This window comes from Corynebacterium phocae (assembly GCF_008693075.1).
Classification (GTDB): Bacteria; Actinomycetota; Actinomycetes; order Mycobacteriales; family Mycobacteriaceae; genus Corynebacterium; species Corynebacterium phocae.
Genome location: NZ_VXKJ01000036.1, coordinates 1 through 17,213 on the forward strand (window position 1 = coordinate 1; position 17,213 = coordinate 17,213).

Annotated in this window: 12 protein-coding genes and 1 pseudogene; 11 read left to right on the forward strand and 2 right to left on the reverse strand. The window is 60.3% G+C overall.

What is annotated here, in order from left to right:
• Positions 1 to 157: 157 nt before the first annotated feature.
• A complete protein-coding gene (locus F4V58_RS04150) occupies positions 158 to 379 on the reverse strand; it encodes a hypothetical protein (protein ID WP_075733604.1) in 222 nt (73 codons plus the stop codon).
• Positions 380 to 423: 44 nt separating this feature from the next.
• Here F4V58_RS04150 and F4V58_RS04155 point away from each other — a divergent pair.
• From F4V58_RS04155 to ffh, 9 genes and pseudogenes are all read left to right on the forward strand, one after another.
• A pseudogene (locus tag F4V58_RS04155) lies at positions 424 to 3,397 on the forward strand (DUF4040 family protein).
• A gap of 1 nt (position 3,398) precedes the next feature.
• Positions 3,399 to 3,935 carry a cation:proton antiporter subunit C gene (locus F4V58_RS04160; protein WP_084559678.1) on the forward strand — a complete coding sequence of 179 codons (537 nt, stop codon included), beginning with the start codon at positions 3,399 to 3,401 and terminating at the stop codon, positions 3,933 to 3,935.
• A gap of 1 nt (position 3,936) precedes the next feature.
• Entirely contained in the window at positions 3,937 to 5,478 is a 1,542-nt protein-coding gene (locus F4V58_RS04165) for a monovalent cation/H+ antiporter subunit D family protein (protein WP_075733606.1), read from the forward strand.
• A complete protein-coding gene (locus tag F4V58_RS04170; RefSeq protein ID WP_075733608.1) occupies positions 5,479 to 5,997 on the forward strand; it encodes a monovalent cation/H+ antiporter subunit E in 519 nt (172 codons plus the stop codon).
• On the forward strand, positions 5,994 to 6,278 hold the full coding sequence (locus tag F4V58_RS04175) for a cation:proton antiporter (protein WP_075733610.1): 285 nt from the start codon (positions 5,994 to 5,996) through the stop codon (positions 6,276 to 6,278). Before F4V58_RS04170 ends, F4V58_RS04175 begins: the two co-directional genes overlap by 4 nt.
• 3 nt (positions 6,279 to 6,281) lie before the next feature.
• Positions 6,282 to 6,629, forward strand: a complete 348-nt coding sequence (locus F4V58_RS04180; protein ID WP_075733612.1) for a Na+/H+ antiporter subunit G — start codon at positions 6,282 to 6,284, stop codon at positions 6,627 to 6,629.
• Between the two features lie 24 nt (positions 6,630 to 6,653).
• Positions 6,654 to 6,992, forward strand: a complete 339-nt coding sequence (locus F4V58_RS04185) for a P-II family nitrogen regulator (protein ID WP_075733614.1) — start codon at positions 6,654 to 6,656, stop codon at positions 6,990 to 6,992.
• Positions 6,976 to 9,093, forward strand: coding sequence for a [protein-PII] uridylyltransferase (locus F4V58_RS04190; protein WP_075733616.1), 2,118 nt, complete (start codon positions 6,976 to 6,978; stop codon positions 9,091 to 9,093). The genes F4V58_RS04185 and F4V58_RS04190 overlap by 17 nt, the downstream gene beginning before the upstream one ends.
• Before the next feature lie 88 nt (positions 9,094 to 9,181).
• Positions 9,182 to 10,810 carry a signal recognition particle protein gene (gene ffh / locus F4V58_RS04195; RefSeq protein WP_075733618.1) on the forward strand — a complete coding sequence of 543 codons (1,629 nt, stop codon included), beginning with the start codon at positions 9,182 to 9,184 and terminating at the stop codon, positions 10,808 to 10,810.
• Positions 10,811 to 10,893: 83 nt separating this feature from the next.
• Here the strand turns inward: ffh and F4V58_RS04200 are convergent, their stop codons facing one another.
• On the reverse strand, positions 10,894 to 13,116 hold the full coding sequence (locus F4V58_RS04200) for an acyltransferase family protein (protein WP_075733620.1): 2,223 nt from the start codon (positions 13,114 to 13,116) through the stop codon (positions 10,894 to 10,896).
• Positions 13,117 to 13,467: 351 nt separating this feature from the next.
• On the opposite strand from F4V58_RS04200, the gene rpsP reads away from it, so the two are divergent.
• Both rpsP and F4V58_RS12475 read left to right on the forward strand, forming a co-directional pair.
• Positions 13,468 to 13,971: a 30S ribosomal protein S16 gene (rpsP, locus tag F4V58_RS04205; RefSeq protein ID WP_075733622.1), complete on the forward strand. Its 504-nt coding sequence runs from the start codon at positions 13,468 to 13,470 to the stop codon at positions 13,969 to 13,971.
• A gap of 417 nt (positions 13,972 to 14,388) precedes the next feature.
• Positions 14,389 to 17,184, forward strand: coding sequence for an exo-alpha-sialidase (locus F4V58_RS12475; protein ID WP_075733624.1), 2,796 nt, complete (start codon positions 14,389 to 14,391; stop codon positions 17,182 to 17,184).
• Positions 17,185 to 17,213 lie beyond the last annotated feature (29 nt).

Below are 17,213 nucleotides of genomic sequence, written 5' to 3' on the forward strand. Positions count from 1 at the left end.
CGGGCTTCCTCGACCGGGTTAAGGCCCCGGGAGGTGTAGCTGGCGAATGTCGAAAGGTTCATAACAGTGCACGCTAGCACACCGGAAAATCGGGTTTTACCTGCAATGACGCTGCCTGTGGATAACTTTGCCTAATACCGGCCGGAGGCGGGGGAAGTTATCCACAGGCCAGAAAAATTTTGCCCAAAACCTTGACATCACCGCCAGGGCGGGTATCATATGGCAGCTTTTGGTCAAAACGTGACACTGCCGCGACTTTTGTTAAATAGGACACATCGCGGGTGAAGTGGCGGATTGGTCGTGGTGTGGGGGTTGAAACGAATACTTTCGGGTTGGACACAATGGTAAAGTTGTCACCGCTGTAAATTGCTTTCTGCAATTGATTTTCTCCAATCCGACTGAAGTTTGTGAGGCGAGCCCTTCGTGACTCTTGCTTATGTAGTACTCCTCGCAGCCTTGGCAGTTCTACTCGCCCCCGTGACGGTAAAGGTCTTTGACCGGAAGGCCGGCTGGCCACTAGCTGGCCTTTTTGTTATCGCTGCTGTGCTCCTTGGTTCCCGTCTACCCGGCATCATGGAAGGGACTCCGGTGGAGTTCTCCGTGCCGTGGGTCCGCGACTTTGTTGTTGACGGACACGATGTGAACTTTGCACTGCGCGCGGACGCGTTGAGTTGGTTCTTTGCCATGCTGGCGCTGGTTATAGGTGCCGTGGTGTTTATTTACTCCGCCGCCTACCTACCCAAAAACAAAGGTAACACCAGCTTTTACACGATTATGACGGCGTTTACGTTGTCTATTTTGTTGCTGGTGCTATCTGATGACGTGGTGATTTTGTTCCTGGCCTGGGAACTAGTGTCCTTGGCGTCGTTTATGCTCATCGCCCGTTCGGGCCAAAGCGGAGAGGCCGGCTCGCAGCGCACGCTGGTGCTAACCTTCATCGGCGGCTTGACGCTTCTGAGCGGCCTGGGCATCGCGGCTACGGCGGCCGGTACCACCTCTTTGCACGAGATCATGCGCTCCGATATCTGGGTCGAGCGCCCGGAGTTCGCGGTGGCCGTCTCTGTGCTTATCGCGGTGTCGGCGTTTACTAAGTCGGCGCAGTTTCCGTTCCACTTCTGGCTGCCGGAGGCTATGGCTGCGGCCACTCCCGTTTCGGCTTTCTTGCACGCCGCTGCGGTGGTCAAGGCCGGTATCTACCTTCTGATTAGGTTCAGCACCGTCTTCCACGATGAGTTGGTATGGAACGTGTTGCTGATTGTCACGGGCATGGGAACCGCTATCATGTCGGCAATTTTTGCCACTCAAAAGACTGACTTGAAAAAACTAACCGCTTATTCCACGGTGTCCCATTTGGGCTGGATTGTGGCCACCATCGGCGTGGGAACGCCGTTTGCCATCACCGCGGCCATCGTTCACACGCTGGCGCACGCGCTGTTTAAGTCCTCCATCTTCATGCTCATCGGCGTGATTGACCATGAGGCCGGCTCCCGCGACATCCGCCGCCTGGGGGTGCTGTGGAACAAGATGCCGTTTACATTCGTCTCCATCCTCATCGGAGCGGCCTCCATGGCGGCGGTACCGCCACTGTTTGGCTTTGTGTCCAAGGAGGGCATGTTGGCGGCGTTCGAGGAAGCCCCCATTGGCAACACCGGGGTAGTGCTGCTGCTCGCCGCTGCTGGTATAGGTGCTTTTTTCACCTTCAATTACTCGGCCAAAATTATTTTTGGGGCTTTCTTCGACGGCAAGCGTGACATGTCAGCGGTCCATGAGGCCCCGGTTTCCTTGTGGCTTCCGGCCGCGCTTCCGGGCCTACTATCGCTGCCGATGGCCTTCTTGCTCAGCTGGTTCAATGAACCGCTCGACGCCATCGCCGCCGCTGTGGGATTGCACTCGCACGCGCACCTGGCGCTGTGGCACGGCGTGAACGTGCCGCTGCTGATTTCCGTTGCGGTGCTAGCTGCAGGCGTGGCTGCGTTGTTTGTCCGCCGCCGTTTCTGGCACGCCATGGAGTCCCGCGAGCTGCTGCCACGCACTGGCAACGATATGCTCGAATCTTTGCACAAAGGATCGCGGGCCGTTGGCAAACTGGCGGCGCGGATGGGGGATACCCACAACCCAAGTAAGCTCATGCTTCCTATCGTGTTGTCTATTATCGCCTTGGCCGGTGTGACGCTGGTATTTACCGAAGGCGTGGATGGGGTTGCGCTGGCGCAGCGCGCACCAGGGCTTGATAACCCGTGGGACATTTTGCCGTTGATCATTGTGGCATTGTCTATGGCGGGGCTTGTTTCGTACCCAGAATCGCCTGACCGCGGCCGTGATGATTGGTATCGCTGGCACTGGCGTTACCTTACAAATGTTTTTCCTGGGCGCTCCCGATGTCGCTTTGACGCAATTTACCGTTGAGGCTTTGACGATCATCGTGATGATGATGGTGCTGCGCTACCTTCCGGAGCGCTTCCAAAGGGTAAACCAGAAGAGCCGCCGCGTGGGTTCGAAGGTTATTGCCGTGTTGGCCGGCGGTGCCGCATTCTTGGGAGTGTGGGCCCTCATGGGCCGCCATGAGCGTTCCGATCTGGCCCTGTGGTACCTGGAAAACGGCCCGGATATCACTGGCGGTGACAACGTGGTGGCCACCATTATCGTGGAGTTCCGCGCACTCGATACCTTGGGCGAGCTATCCGTGCTGGGCATGGCCGCAGTTGTGATTGCGGCGATTACCACCACGCTGCCGCGGTTTCCGTTTACCTCCGGCACGCGGCCGGCGCCGTTTGGGCAGTCGCAGCTTAACTCGGTGCCGCTGCGCAAGGGCATCGAGATCGTGATCCCTATCCTGGTGGTGCTGTCCGTGCTGGTGTTCTGGCGCGGGCATACCGCCACCGGTGGTGGGTTCCCGGCGGCGCTGATTATGGGCGCTGCCATTGGCCTGATTTACCTCTCGCGTGGCAAGGATGAGATTGTGTTTGGGCGTATGACCCCCATCCACCTCACGGGGGTTGGCATTATCGTTGCGCTTTCCGCCGGGTTTGTGGGTTACTGGCACCACGGCTTTGGCCACGGTGGTTTCCTGACCGCCATTCATGGCCACTGGCTGGGCCAGCACTGGACCACATCGCTCATTTTCGACCTGGGTATTTACCTGGCCGTGCTGGGCATGCTGACCATGGCCATCAACGCCCTGGGCGGCTACCTGCGCCCGGGCACCGAACGTGACTACCTGCCGTGGGTCCACGATGATGACTCGCACTTGCCCAACACCCCCACTGTGGTGTTGGAGGACGCAGATGACCCTTACCCAGAATCCATTAACCCCGCGCACAAGCCGGTGTCTGTGATGAGCAAGACTAAGCAGAAACCGCGCAAACGCGGCAGTAACCGGAAGCGGGGGAGGAAGTAGAATGTTTCTAGCATTAACTATTGCCATTTTGATTGGCGGCGCGGTCTACCTCATTCAGCAGCGCGGACTGGTCCGCATTGTGCTGGGCATGATGGCCTTTGGGCACGGCGCCAACCTGACGTTGCTGGCCACCGGCGTGCACTCCTACCGTGGTGAGGCTTTTCCCTCGCACGTCCCCTTCGACCGGATGGGAGATCCGCTCCCGCAGGCATTTGTGTTGACCGCCGTGGTTATCTCCATGGCTACGTCTACCATTTTGCTGACCATGGCCGCCATGGGCCCCAATGACGACACCGACGTGGTGGAGCCGGTGGATGAAAACATCATCGACCACACTTTCTCCACGCTGGGCAGGGACGCGCAAAACCGCGACATCATGAAGCGCTCCGCTAACGCGGTGGAGCGCATGAAGCTCAAGAACTCCGAGGACGGCACGTTGGACACCCACACTAAGTTGGCTGCTGCGCAGCCTCACGACGGCACGCGGGGCCGCGCCCCGGCCACCGCCGCGCCGGATGAGAAGAAGGAGGCCAAGTAACATGCACATTGCAGTAGAGCAACTCCTTCCATTGTTTGTCGCCGTGCCCCTGGTGTTCGCGGCCGTGGCGCTGCTGTCACCAATGAAGGGCTTCCGCGACACGCTCATGCTGATCATCCCCGGCGTCGGCGTGTTTGCCGGCCTGGCACTTAGCGTCTATACCTTCACCCACGGCGCGGTAGCTCACGGGGTGGGCATGTACTCCGGTAACGTGGCTATCCCGTTTGTTGCGGACGCTTTTGCCGCGTTGATGATCACCACCACGATGATCGTTTCTTTTGGCGCTAACTGGTTTGCCATTGCTGGCGGGGAGACCAAGTCCCGGTACTACGCCTCGCTTACGCTCATCCTTATTACCGGTGTGTGTGGTGCGCTGCTGACGGCGGACCTGTTCAACTTCTTCGTGTTCATCGAGGTTATGTTGCTGCCGTCTTACGGCCTTATCACCATGTCCGGTACGTGGTCGCGGCTGGCCGCCGGCCGCGCGTTCGTGCTGGTGAATCTGTTCGCGTCCACGTTGCTAGTGGTGGGCGTGGGCTATATCTACGCCGTGACCGGGTCGGTGAACATCGCGGCGTTGGACGGGATTGCCGCCGGCAACGGCCCGGCAACTGTGGCGGTGGCCCTGATTGTCATCGCCATCTCCGCTAAGGCTGGTGTGTTCCCGCTGCAAAGCTGGCTGCCGCGCACCTACCCGGGAACATCGGCTGCCGTTATGGGCTTGTTCTCCGCGCTGCACACCAAAGTGGCGGTCTACATGCTTTTCCGTATCTATGTGCACCTGTTTGACCTGGATCCGCGTTGGAATACGTTGATTATTGTGCTCATGTTGGTGTCCATGATGATTGGTGCTTTTGGCGGGCTGGCGGAAAACTCCATCCGCCGCGTGCTGGGCTATCAGATGCTCAACGGCATGCCCATGATCATCATCATGTTGGCCTTCACTTCTGGCGATGCCGCCCGGGCACTGGCCGCCGGTATCCTCTACACCATTCACCACATGCTCACGGTGGGATCGCTCATCCTGGCCTCCGGAGCCATTGAGGAAACTTACGGCTCCGGCAGCTTAAAGAAGCTTTCCGGCTTGGCTAGGCGCGACCCGCTTATCGGTTGGATCTTTGCCGCCGGTGCGTTGTCGGTGGTGGGCTTCCCGCCATTTTCCGGTATGTGGGGCAAGGTGATGATCATCTTCGAGATTGCGCATTCGGATAACGCGTGGGCGTACACGGTGGTGGCGTTTATGATTGTTGCCTCCTTTGCGGCGTTCTTGTCCATGCTGCGCGTCTGGAAGGACGTGTTCTGGGGCAAGGACCTTCCCGCTTCCCGGATTCCGGAAGATTTGGTTATCCGGAAAAAGCTCATGGGCCCGTCTGCTGCGCTGGTCCTGGGTTCGTTGACCATGTTCATCTTCTCCGGCTGGGTTATTGACGTCACGCAGAAAGCAGCGCAAGACTTGCTCAATACCGAAGCCTATGTTGAGGCGGTGCTGGGGGATAACCCGGTAGCGCTGCCGGATTACGACTCGATTCAGGAGGGCCGATAAATGAAGGCCACAACCGCGTTGACCTACTTTCCGTGGCTGGTAAAGGAGATTTTCTCCGCCGGATTTGCCCTATCCGCCACCGCCTTCCAGCGGGACAACGAATACCACCCGGTCATTTTGCGTTACCCGCTGCGCGTGACCAGTGCCTGGGACATCTTTTGGTTCACATCTTCCATCACGGCCACCCCGGGCACTTTGTCGGTGGGCTTGCGCGAACCTACGCACGAAAACATGCCCCGTATTATTCTGGTTCAGGCAGTCCAGGGCAATGACCCCAAGGCCATCATGGAGGACCTGGCGGACATGGAGGAGCGGATTGCTCCCGAGGTCGCGGAGATAGACTACGGCATTCCGGGCCAGGGCGACCACGATGAGCTTGCCCACGAGTTCTATGAGTACCCGCTGGAGACCGTGGGCCGCCAGCTGCGCGCGCCGGATATGGTGCAATCGGAAGACATGCTCCTGCCCGCCAGCGAGGCCATTAAGTCCTCTCCGTTCAAGCGAAAGGCAAAGAAGTGATTGACCTGAGCACCCCGTTTGACTGGGTGATAACCATCGCGATTTTCGTTATTGGTGCCGCTGCAGCCGCCTCCATTGGACTGGCGTTGCGCACCCGTGACGAGCTCACCCGCGCTATCATGGCGGACTTCGTGTTCTACGCCATGGTGTGCATGTACCTGTTGTATTCCATGAACCACTTTGTGCCGCTGGTGTACTACATCGTGCTGCTAGCGGCGCTGGTGGCCGGGGTGCTTCCCACGTTGTCCATGTCCAGGATTGTCTCGAAAGGCAGGCGTTAGCTCGTGTCTATCCCTGAAATTATTGCCACCGTCTTGGTCGTTATTGCCACCTACGTGGCCATCGCCTGCGTTATCACGCTGTGGCGCGCGGAAGACGCCTTAACGCGTGTTAATCTGCTGAGCCAGCTCACCGGCCTGTCCATACCGCTGCTGTTGCTAGCCAAGGTAGTCCTGGACTTTGCCGAGCAGGGTTTCAACTTCTTTGTTCTCATTCAGGTTGTTCTGACGCTTTTCGGCGTGTGGATGATGGGCGCGGTAGCATCTTTTTACATGGCGCGTTCTATCTACGGCGTGACCGTAACCGACGTCAAGCACGCTAAACGGCTTAAAGGCCACCACGACCCACACTAAATACCTAACCGGAGGTCCATCCCAATGAAACTTATCACCGCCGTAGTCAAGCCCTTTACCTTGCCTGATATCCGCGAGTCCCTGGAGCAGCTTGATGTCCATGGCCTCACCGTGACGGAAACCCAGGGCTTTGGCCAGCAGCGCGGGCACAGTGAGGTCTACCGCGGCGCGGAATATGCCACGGATTTTGTGCCCAAGGTGAAGCTGGAGGTAGTCATCGGCGACGACCGCCTGGAGGAGACGCTAAGCGCGATTGTCGATGCCGCCTATACCGGCAAGATCGGCGACGGCAAGATCTGGGTAACCCCGGTAGAAGACGTTATCCGCGTCCGCACAGGCGAACGTGGTGAGCAGGCCCTCTAAACCGCTCGATGCCGCAGAGATCAGGGCCCAGGCGCAGTCCCGGGCCTTCCAGGCCGTCTCCGGCGTCCAGCTTCCCCCCGGCACCGGGCTTGCGGCCACTGGCTCTTTTGCACGCCGGGAGATGACCCCGCGCTCCGATATTGACTTGATTTTGATCCACGGCCCGGGCTTTGATGAGTCCCAGGCCCAGGATCTGTGGTATCCCATTTGGGAGGAAAAATACCACCTCGACGTGGCCGTGCGTACGCCGGAAGAAGCCGCCCATATCGCGGCGCAGTCCCCGCAATCCGGCCTGGCCCAGCTGGACCTGGCCTACGTGGCGGGAAACAAGGCGCTGGTGGATTCTGCCCGCGCCAAGCTGCTAGCCACCTGGCGCCGGCAGCTACAAACCGGGTTTGATGGTTTCATAGACCACGCTATTTCCCGCTGGCACCGCTCCGGTGCCGTTGCCACCATGACTAACCCGGATCTGAAGAACGGCCGCGGGGGACTGCGCGATATCCAACTCCTGCGCGCCTTTGCCCTGGGCAACCTGGCGGACATGCCCAACCTGGAACGGGAACGGGATCTGTTGCTGGACGTGCGCACCCTGCTGCATGTCCACGCGCGGCGGCACCGGGACACCTTGGATCCGGAGTTCGCGGCGGATATCGCCCGGGACTTAGGGCTGGGGGACCGCTACGAGCTGACGGCGGCGCTGGTGGAGGCGGCATCGGCGGTGGAAAAGGCCCTGGAGCGCAGTTTGGCGCAGGCCCGCGCCCTGGTCACGCGCCGTAGTACCCAGGCCGTGCGCCGCCCGCTGGACATTGACGTGATAGATGCCGGCGGCCAGATTGACCTTTCCCGCAAACCTAACTTTGACGACCCCTGGCTGGTGGCACGGGTGGCCGCCGCCTCCGCGCGCACGGGGCTCACGGTGCCGGAAGCTACCTGGGAAAGGCTGAGCCACACCCCGCAGCCGTCCCGCTGGACCCGCGCGGCGGTGGAAGATTTCTATGCCATCTTGTCCTCCCCGCTCCACAGCGCCAGGGTCATCCGGGAGCTAGACGCCGCCGGGCTGTGGGAACGCTTTGTGCCCGATTGGGGCCATATCCGCGGCCGCTTGCCGCGCGAGCGGACCCACATTCACAGCGTCGATGCCCACACCCTGGCCACCGTGGCAGGCGTGGCGGCCGTGCGCACCACCGTTGCCCGGCCAGACCTGCTGCTGCTGGCAGCGTTGTTTCACGACATCGGCAAGGGCTACGGCCGCCCGCATGAGCAGGTGGGCTCCGAGCTGGTGGCGCGGCAAGCCCAGCGCATGGGCCTAGACGTGGCAGACCGCTCCCGCGTGCAGACCGTCGTGGCTGAGCACACCACGCTGGCGCGCCTGGCCGCGCGCCTGGACCCCAACTCCGAGGAAGCGCTGGATGAGTTCTTAAGCGCCGCCCACTTTGACCCGCTGGTGATAAACATGCTGGCGGTGCTGGCCAAGGCGGACGCGCAGGCCACGGGCCCCGGCGTGTGGACCCGCCGCTTAGAGTCCTGCGTGGAAACGTTGCGCGGCCGCGCCCTGGTAGCGGTCCGCCCCCGGGTGCTGGTGACTCCGCGCGTGGTGGCGCCGGCCGAGGAAGTGTGCCTGGACGTGGACTGGGACGCCGGGTTGCTGCGCATTGGCTGGCGGGGGCCCACCCAGCGCGACATGGAACGGTTACTGGCGCTCATCGGTTCCTGGGGTTGGACAATCGTGCGCTCCGCCATGGCCCGGCAGGCCGATACCACAGTGGCCTCGCGCTTGGAGGTGCGTGTGCAAAGCCAGCAGCTGGCCCACGCCATCCACGCGCCGCGGTTTATTCAGGCCTATAAGTCCAGCGCCCCCTACGAAATCCCCGGCATTGCGGCACAGCCCACCTACGCCGCCTTCGACGTGGGCGGGGTGCTGGAAGTGCGCACGGTCGAGCGCACCGGCGCACTGGGCCACCTGCTGCGGGTGTTACCGGAAATCGAGTATCTGTCCCACGACGTCCTAGGCGCGACCATGGTGGTGCAAGTAAAGCTGCGTGGGGAGTGCAACCGCACCCAGGTGGTGCGCGCGGTCACGGCAGCCCTGGGCGGCAGCTAGCCGGCCCGGCGGTGATTAGATCGGCGGCCAAGATCGACTAAGATTGGGAAGCTGAACTTTATTACTCAATTGTTGGGAGCGACGAAACGTGTTTGAGTCTCTATCAGACCGCCTACAAACAGCCCTGTCGGGATTGCGCGGCAAAGGCAAGCTCACCGAGGCAGACATCAACACCACTGCGCGGGAAATCCGCCTGGCCCTGTTGGAAGCGGACGTCTCCCTGAACGTGGTGCGCGGGTTTATCAAGCGCATCAAGGAGCGCGCCACCGGCGCAGAGGTATCTGAGGCCCTCAACCCGGCGCAGCAGGTCATCAAGATAGTCAATGAAGAACTGGTTGACATCTTGGGTGGGGAAACCCGCCGCCTGCAGTTAGCTAAGAATCCGCCCACTGTGATTATGTTGGCCGGTCTGCAGGGCGCTGGTAAAACCACCCTGGCCGGTAAGCTGGCCAAGCACCTGACCAAGCAGGGCCACGCGCCCATGCTGGTGGCCTGTGACTTGCAGCGCCCGGGTGCGGTGCAGCAGCTACAGATTGTGGGTGAACGCGCCGGGGTCCAGACCTTCGCGCCGGATCCGGGAACCTCTATTGACTCCCACCAGCACGAAATGGGCACCTCCCACGCCGACCCCGTGGCCGTGGCCAAGGCCGGCATCGAGGAAGCTCAGCGCACCAAGCATGATGTGCTGATTATCGACACCGCCGGCCGCCTGGGCATTGATGAAACCCTGATGACGCAGGCCCGCAACATTCGCGACGCCGTGAACCCCGATGAAGTCCTGTTTGTTATCGACTCCATGATTGGTCAAGACGCCGTCCAGACGGCGGAGGCTTTCCGCGACGGCGTGGACTTCACCGGCGTGGTGCTCACCAAGCTGGATGGTGACGCCCGCGGCGGCGCCGCGTTGTCCATCCGCGAGGTCACCGGCAAGCCCATTATGTACGCCTCCACGGGTGAGAAGCTAGAAGACTTTGACGTCTTCCACCCGGAGCGCATGGCCAGCCGGATCTTGGGCATGGGCGACCTCCTGTCGCTCATCGAGCAAGCCGAAGCCTCCATGGATCAGCAGAAGGCGGAGGAGGCCGCAGCCAAGATTGGCTCCGGGGAGATGACCCTCAACGACTTCCTGGACCAGATGCTGATGGTGCGCAAGATGGGGCCCATCGGCAACCTGCTAAAGATGATGCCCGGCGGTAAGCAGATGTCTCAGATGGCGGATATGGTCGATGAGAAACAGCTGGACCGTATCCAGGCCATCATCCGCGGTATGACCCCGCAGGAGCGCGAAGATCCTAAGATTTTGAACGCCTCGCGCCGCAAGCGAATTGCCAACGGTTCGGGCGTGAAGGTATCCGATGTCAACCAGCTTATTGAGCGCTTCAATGACGCCAAGAAGATGATGTCCCAGATGTCTGGCGCTATGGGAATGCCGGGTATGGGCGGTGGCCGCTCCGCCACCAAGAAAAAGCCCAAGGGCCGCAAGGGCAAGAATGGCAAGCGCAAGCCACCGAAGAAGCGCGGTGGCGCAATGCCGGGCATGCCGGGAGGTATGCCAGGTATGCCAGGTTTGCCCGGTATGCCAGGCGGCGGCGGGATGCCGTCCATGGAGGAGATCCAGAAACTCCAGGAACAGATGGGCGGCGGCGGCGGAATGCCCGGTCTGCCCAAGGGCATGGAAAACCTGGACCTGAATAACCTGAAGTTCCCCAAGAAATAAAAAGCTCCCGCCTCCCGGACAACCCTGGAAGGCGGGAATTTTCTATGTGGGGCGCGTAAGCACCCCAGGGCTTCGCACGCTAACTAGACCGGGTCGCCAGCCCCGCCCCGCGGGTACGGCACTGGCACGGCGGGGCGTAGTTCTTGGACATCTGGTGCGGTGGCGGTGGAACTGACGGGGGCCGGGGCGTCATCGGGCACCTCGGGGGCCTCTTGCTTTTGTTCCTTGCCGTCCATGAATGGCTGGATATAGGACCGCAGCAGGGGCATGGCGGAGTCGGAAAAGGCGTTGGAGATGTGGTGCATATCGCGGTAGACGAACACGTTGCCCACAATGACAGGGCAGTGTGTAGAGTCGCAGAACCAGTCCGAGGTGTCCACGGCGATCATGTTGTCAAAGCGCGACAGGACCACGGCCCCGGGGTCTACCGGCGCGTAGACCTTCTCCCGGGGCATTCCGCATTCGATGGGGTCTTCGAGGGCCACGTAGCATTCGTCAAACTCTCGGGGGTTGCCGGCACTATCAAAGCCCCAGGGGTTGTCCCGCAGGCCCAGGAATGGAATCTCTTCCTCAGCTAGGCGCTCCCAGAAACCGATGTAGCCCTCTGGCACCGCGTCGGGGCCGTAGCCGAAGGGAGTGCCTGGGCGCGTGGTGTTGGAAATGACCAGGTCGGCTTCACCGTCCACGATTTTTTCAAAAGCCAGCTCGGACCACTCCGCGCATTCCGGGGACACGCCTACGTTGGGGCCAAGTTCGAGCGGGCAATCCTGGCGCAGCAGCGGGATGATTTTGAAGCCCATCTCCTTGCCCAGCTTATCCAGGCCGGAGGACCACTGTTCCGCGTGGGACCCGCCCACCAAGTAGACGTTGAATTCCGCGTTCGGGTCACCAAAGATGCAGGGCTCTCCGTCTTTGGTCTCTTCGGTGAAGTGGTCCGGGTCAGCCTGCTTGGCAATGAAGCAATGCGTGATGGAGGTTGGCGGCATAAGCCCACCGACCAGGATGGTGTCTGGTTGCGGTTCTATACCGCTGGGTGTCTTCGCACCGTGGTGCGCCATGGCCCCCGGGTAGGTGTCGGGATCTAAGGTGACTTCCTGGCGGTTGTTGATCTGGTTCATCCAGAGCGGCAAGACCGACAGCACGGCTAGGGCTACTAGCCCCACGGCCACTCCGCCGGCGGCGCGCCCCTTCCCAGCAACGGTGCGCAGGGAGGCTAAGGCGCGGTTGACCGGCATGTCGTCGGCAAGAGGGCGCTTCCGGGACTGCCGCAGCGGCTTTTCTACAAACCGGTTGGTCAGGTCCGCCAGCAGCAAGGAAATGGCAATGATGCTTATCCCGAGCCACCACGGCGGCGTGCGCTGGTTGAGCCAGGAGGTGGAAACAATCAGTAGCGGCCAGTGCCAGAGGTAGAGGGAATAGGCAATATCGCCCAGCCAGAGGGCGACCTTGGAGGTCATGGCTTGGGAGATACGTGATCCGCCGGAGATGATGATGAGCACCGCGCCGCCGATGGGCAACAAAGACAGCGGCCCCGGGTACGCCGTGGAGTCGGAGATAATCATGCCGGTGGTGACAACTGCAATCAGGCCGATGCCAGTAAAGAGGTTCCGCAGGCGCTCCGGAACGTAGGCCTTAGCCCCGTAGATGGCTAGAACCCCACCCAGAGACAGTTCCCAGGCGCGGGCCAGGGTGTCGTAGTAGTTCGAGGCCGGGGCGTAGAAGCCATAGCGCGAGGCGTAGGCAAAGGAAGCCATCGTGATAACAATGAGCACCGGGCCGGCCACTGAGCGCACGGAGCGGCGCCGGTTTCGCAGTAGGAGGCCAAGGCCCAAGGCAAAGAGGATGGAGGCCAGGTAGAACTGGCCCTGCACGGCCATGGACCATAGGTGTTGCAGCGGGGACGTGGACGCCGAGGCCGCCGCGTAGTCAGCGTGTTGGCGCGCCAGTTCCCAGTTCTGGTAGTAGAAAACGGTGGCGGTTAATTGCTGAGCAAACTCCGTGCGCAGCAGCTGCGGGCTGAGCCACAAGACCAGTAGAAAAGTCGCGGCCAGGGTCAGTACCAGGGCGGGAGCCAGGCGGCGGAGGGTCCGCCACAGGGGCCACCAAGGGTTAAATGACGCGTTGGGCTTGTCCGCGTAGCGCAGCTGCGAGCCCAGGAAGAAGTAGCCGGACAGGAGCAGGAAGACGTCCACGCCGCCGGAAACCCGGCCCACGAAGACGTGGTAGATGACTACCAATGCGATGGCTATACCGCGCAGGCCATCTAGGTCAAAGCGGTAACGAAAGCTAGTTGCGGGAGTAGTCATGTTTTTAAGAAAAGCGCCTACGGTCGGGTGGAGGGGGAAATTCTACAGCGAAGATAAAGGGTACTCGGTGGGGAGGGGATAATGACAACGAGGGTAGTCACTGTGTGCGGCTTATGCGAGATTTCCGGCTCGATTTTAGGTATTAGGCAACTGTCTGTATAATTTTCGGGGTTGTCTTTCCCGGTCAAGTGCCGGGTGTGAAGACACACCATAAATTCAGTTTGTCTGCATAACACCGTGTCCGTCTACGGTCGGCCGGTTTTGTCACATGCAGGTTAAATCCAAGGGTTGAACCGGCGCAAGAAAGTTCTTGCGCGTCTGAACTGCCCGGTGACTAGAAAAGGAGCCATCATGGCTGTAAAAATTAAGCTGCAGCGTATCGGTAAAATCCGCAACGCCCAGTACCGCGTGGTTGTCGCTGACGCCCGCACCCGCCGTTCCGGCAAGGCAATTGAAAACATTGGCATCTACCAGCCAAAGCAAGAGCCTTCCCTCATCCAGATTGATTCTGAGCGCGCTCAGTACTGGCTTGGCGTTGGCGCACAGCCAACCGAGCCAGTCATGGCACTGCTGAAGGTCACCGGTGACTGGCAGAAGTACAAGGGCCTAGAAGGCGCTGAGGGCACCTTGAAGGTAGCCGAAGAAAAGCCATCCAAGCTCGATCTGTTCAACGCTGCGCTGGCTGAGGCCAACAATGGCCCTTCCATTGAGGCCATCACTGAGAAGAAGCGCAAGGCAAAGGAAGAGGCAGAAGCTAAGGCTGCTGCTGAAGCTGCCGCTGCCGAGGCCGCCGCTGCTGCTGAGGCTGCTGAGGCTGCCAAGGAAGAAGCTCCTGCTGAAGAGTCTGCAGAGTAAGGCTTCCTAGCAACGCTATTTTAGGCGCGTCACCCGTTTGCGGGTGGCGCGCTTTTTGCTGTGAACACCAAACTGAGAATTTCCCAGGTTTTGTCTTAGTCCCGGCCTTGGGCTACCCCCGTGCTGCTGGAGGATTTCTCCAAGGAACCTGTGAAAAGTCGGGGAGCTGCCCTGCACCGGGGGAGTTGGAATAGAAAGCGTTGCTCATTTCCTGCCAGTGTCGAGGATCATATGGGGTGGATTTAGTGTTAAAAGTAACTTAATTTTTCCCTTTGTGGTCAACGTTATATTAACCTAGTTACTGCACCCCGCGTCATAAGATGTCAGATGTCTGCCAGCTGCTTGCATATCAGCGCTTAGCCGGACGGCATCGGAAAGTACTTGTGCCGCTTTTCCTTAGTAACGAAGAAGGTTTATATGACTACATATGCTTGGCGGCGTTCACTTTTGGCCTCCCTTTCTGCCCTGGCAGTCAGTTGTGGGATGGTACATGCCGCACCGCACGCGCTGGCCGCGACTTTTGACGGAATTCCCGGGCACGCCCCCAACGGCACGTACGGGTTTGACGCTAACCCAGACTTCAACGCTGACCCCCTGTGGGAACAGCAGCAGATAGCCACTGCCGGCGAGGGATACGGCTGCTACCGCATCCCGGCTCTCAACACCGCCCCAGACGGTGCCGTGCTGGCCTCCTACGACGGCCGCCCGCACGGATGTGGCGACGCACCCACCCCCAACGCCATCGTGCAGCGCCGTTCCACCGATAACGGCCAGAGCTGGTCTGCGGAGATTGACATTGCCCCGGGCGTCACCGGTGACAAGCCCGTGGGTTATTCGGATCCCTCCTACGTGGTTGACCGGGAGACCGGAGATATTTTCAACTTCCACGTCAAGTCCTTTGACCAGGGAATTGCCGGCTCGCAGCCGGGCACTGACCATGATAACCGCAATATCATCCAGGCCGCTTACGCCAAATCGCAAGACGGCGGCAAGACCTGGACCTATGACCACGTGGTCACCCGCGACATCACTACCGATCCCTCCTGGCGTGCCCGCTTTGCCACCTCCGGCAACGGCATCCAGCTCACCTACGGCGAGCACAAAGGACGGCTTATCCAGCCAGCTATGATCATCGTTGACCGCGGGCCGTGGAAAGCCAGCGCCTGGATCTCCGATGACCACGGCGAAACCTGGTACCCATCCAAGCCTTGGGGCACCGGTATGGACGAAAACAAGATCGTGGAGCTGTCCAACGGCGTGCTGATGAACAACTCCCGTTCTTCCTACCGCAGCGAAACCGCCCGTAAGATTTCCTACTCCTACGACGGCGGCTACACCTGGACCGAGCCAGAACTAGACCCGCAACTGCCGGATCCGCGCAACAATGCCTCGATTATCCGTGCATTCCCTAACGCTCCCAAGGATTCCGCTCTGGCGAAGGTACTGCTGTTTTCCAACTCCGCTACCACCGGACCAGCCCGTACCAACGGCACCATCCGGATGTCCTGTGACGACGGCCAGACCTGGCCAGTGTCTAAGGAATTCAATGCCGGTGATACCCAGTACACCAACATGACCACGTTGGAAAACGGCAACATTGGCATCATGTGGGAGGACAACGTCCGCCCCGCAACCAATATCTACTACGCCAACTTCAACCTGGCATGGTTGGGCGCGTCCTGCCTGAACGTGGACGCCAAGGACCAGACTGTCAACGCCGGTGATAGCACCACCGTCCCGGTAACCATCACCAACACCACCGGTGGCCGGATTTTCAACCAGCCCCTGGGCGTTGAGGCTCCGGAAGGCTTTGAGGTCAGCTATGAACCGGCCACCGTTTCGCTCGATGCCGGTGAATCAACGACCGTGAACATGACCGTCAAGGCACCTCTCAAGGGCACCAACGGACGCAACAGCATCAGCGTGACTGTTCCTGCCGGCCGCGTCAACGCGGTGGGTAACGTACACGTGAACCTTCGCGGTGCGGAAGAAGAAGAGGTTGGAGGCTCGGAGAGCTACGTGGATCCTTCCGTGGAGGAGACCACCGCCTTTGTCACCATCAAGAACCCGAAGAAGGACAATGAGTGGCACGTAGGTGACACCGTTGATTATGAATTCACGGTTCTCAAGCCTGATTTCTTGAATAACTACAGCGTGGTGCCTTCCGGTTCCGCGTTGGAAAAGTTTGCCCCGCCGGCCTCCCCCAACTGCCGCTGGTCCGTATTCACCTCCTACGTAGCGGCGTGTGGGTTCCCCACCTACACCATCACCGAAGAGGACCTGGCACGCGGTTACTTTGAAACCGAAACCACGTGGACGTTTACCAACCTGACGGATAACACCGAAAGGGTTCAGAAATTAATGACTCCGCGCGTGAACGTGGTGGAAAAGCCAGAGACGCCGGAAACCCGGTTGGCTGACACCGTCAAAGCTGACATTGAGCCAGTGGGTGAGGTTTCCTCCGCCGCTGGTGATGTCACCGTAGCGGTGAAGGTCCACGCCGCTAGCAACACCGAAACTTTGCCAGAAGACACCAAAATCGCACTGTACCTGGACGAGGAAGAAGTTGCTCAGGCACCGGTAGTAGATGGCGTGGCTGAGTTCACCGTCACTGTTCCTTCCGTGCCCGCAGGCGCTGAGACGGTCACCCACATGCTGGCCGCGCGTCCTGTGACTGCGGCGGAGAACTTCCGCGGCATCGACGGATTTGGGCGCTTCATGGTTCTGCCGCGCGACCGCGCACAAGGACGCACCACGCTGACTCTGAGCGAGCAGGCTGACGTCCGGGCTGGTTCCGTTGAAGGCAACCGGGTGCTAGTTAGCGCCAAGTTGCAGCGCAACGGCGAACCCGTAGCGGGAGAGAAGGTTACGTTCACTACCTCCAGCGGCAACACCGCGAGTGACGTGACCAATGCAGACGGCGTGGCGCTGACCTACATTGAGGTTGCAGAGCTGGGACAGCTCCTAGACGCTGACAAGAAGGTCACCATCACGGCGACTGTGGACGAGTACGAAACCACCACCGAGGTCTTTGACTCCGCACAGGCTTCGCACACCTTCACGGTCACCGCTGAAGGGCAAACGGACTCCCCAGAGGGAAGCTCCGAGCAGTCGAAATCTACCTGGGCTATCGCCTTGTCCGCCATCGCAGCGGTCCTGGCTTTGTTGTCGCCCATCTTCTCTAACTTGATCAAGCGCTTCATCAAGTTCTAGGACACCGTCAGCCGGGCGCACCCGCCCGG

Coding starts and splice junctions, on each gene's coding strand:
- F4V58_RS04160 (WP_084559678.1), top strand. CDS start 3,399: ATGTTTCTAGCATTAACTATTGCCATTTTGATTGGCGGCGCGGTCTAC.
- F4V58_RS04165 (WP_075733606.1), top strand. CDS start 3,937: ATGCACATTGCAGTAGAGCAACTCCTTCCATTGTTTGTCGCCGTGCCC.
- F4V58_RS04170 (WP_075733608.1), top strand. CDS start 5,479: ATGAAGGCCACAACCGCGTTGACCTACTTTCCGTGGCTGGTAAAGGAG.
- F4V58_RS04185 (WP_075733614.1), top strand. CDS start 6,654: ATGAAACTTATCACCGCCGTAGTCAAGCCCTTTACCTTGCCTGATATC.
- F4V58_RS04200 (WP_075733620.1), bottom strand. CDS start 13,116: ATGACTACTCCCGCAACTAGCTTTCGTTACCGCTTTGACCTAGATGGC.
- rpsP (WP_075733622.1), top strand. CDS start 13,468: ATGGCTGTAAAAATTAAGCTGCAGCGTATCGGTAAAATCCGCAACGCC.
- F4V58_RS12475 (WP_075733624.1), top strand. CDS start 14,389: ATGACTACATATGCTTGGCGGCGTTCACTTTTGGCCTCCCTTTCTGCC.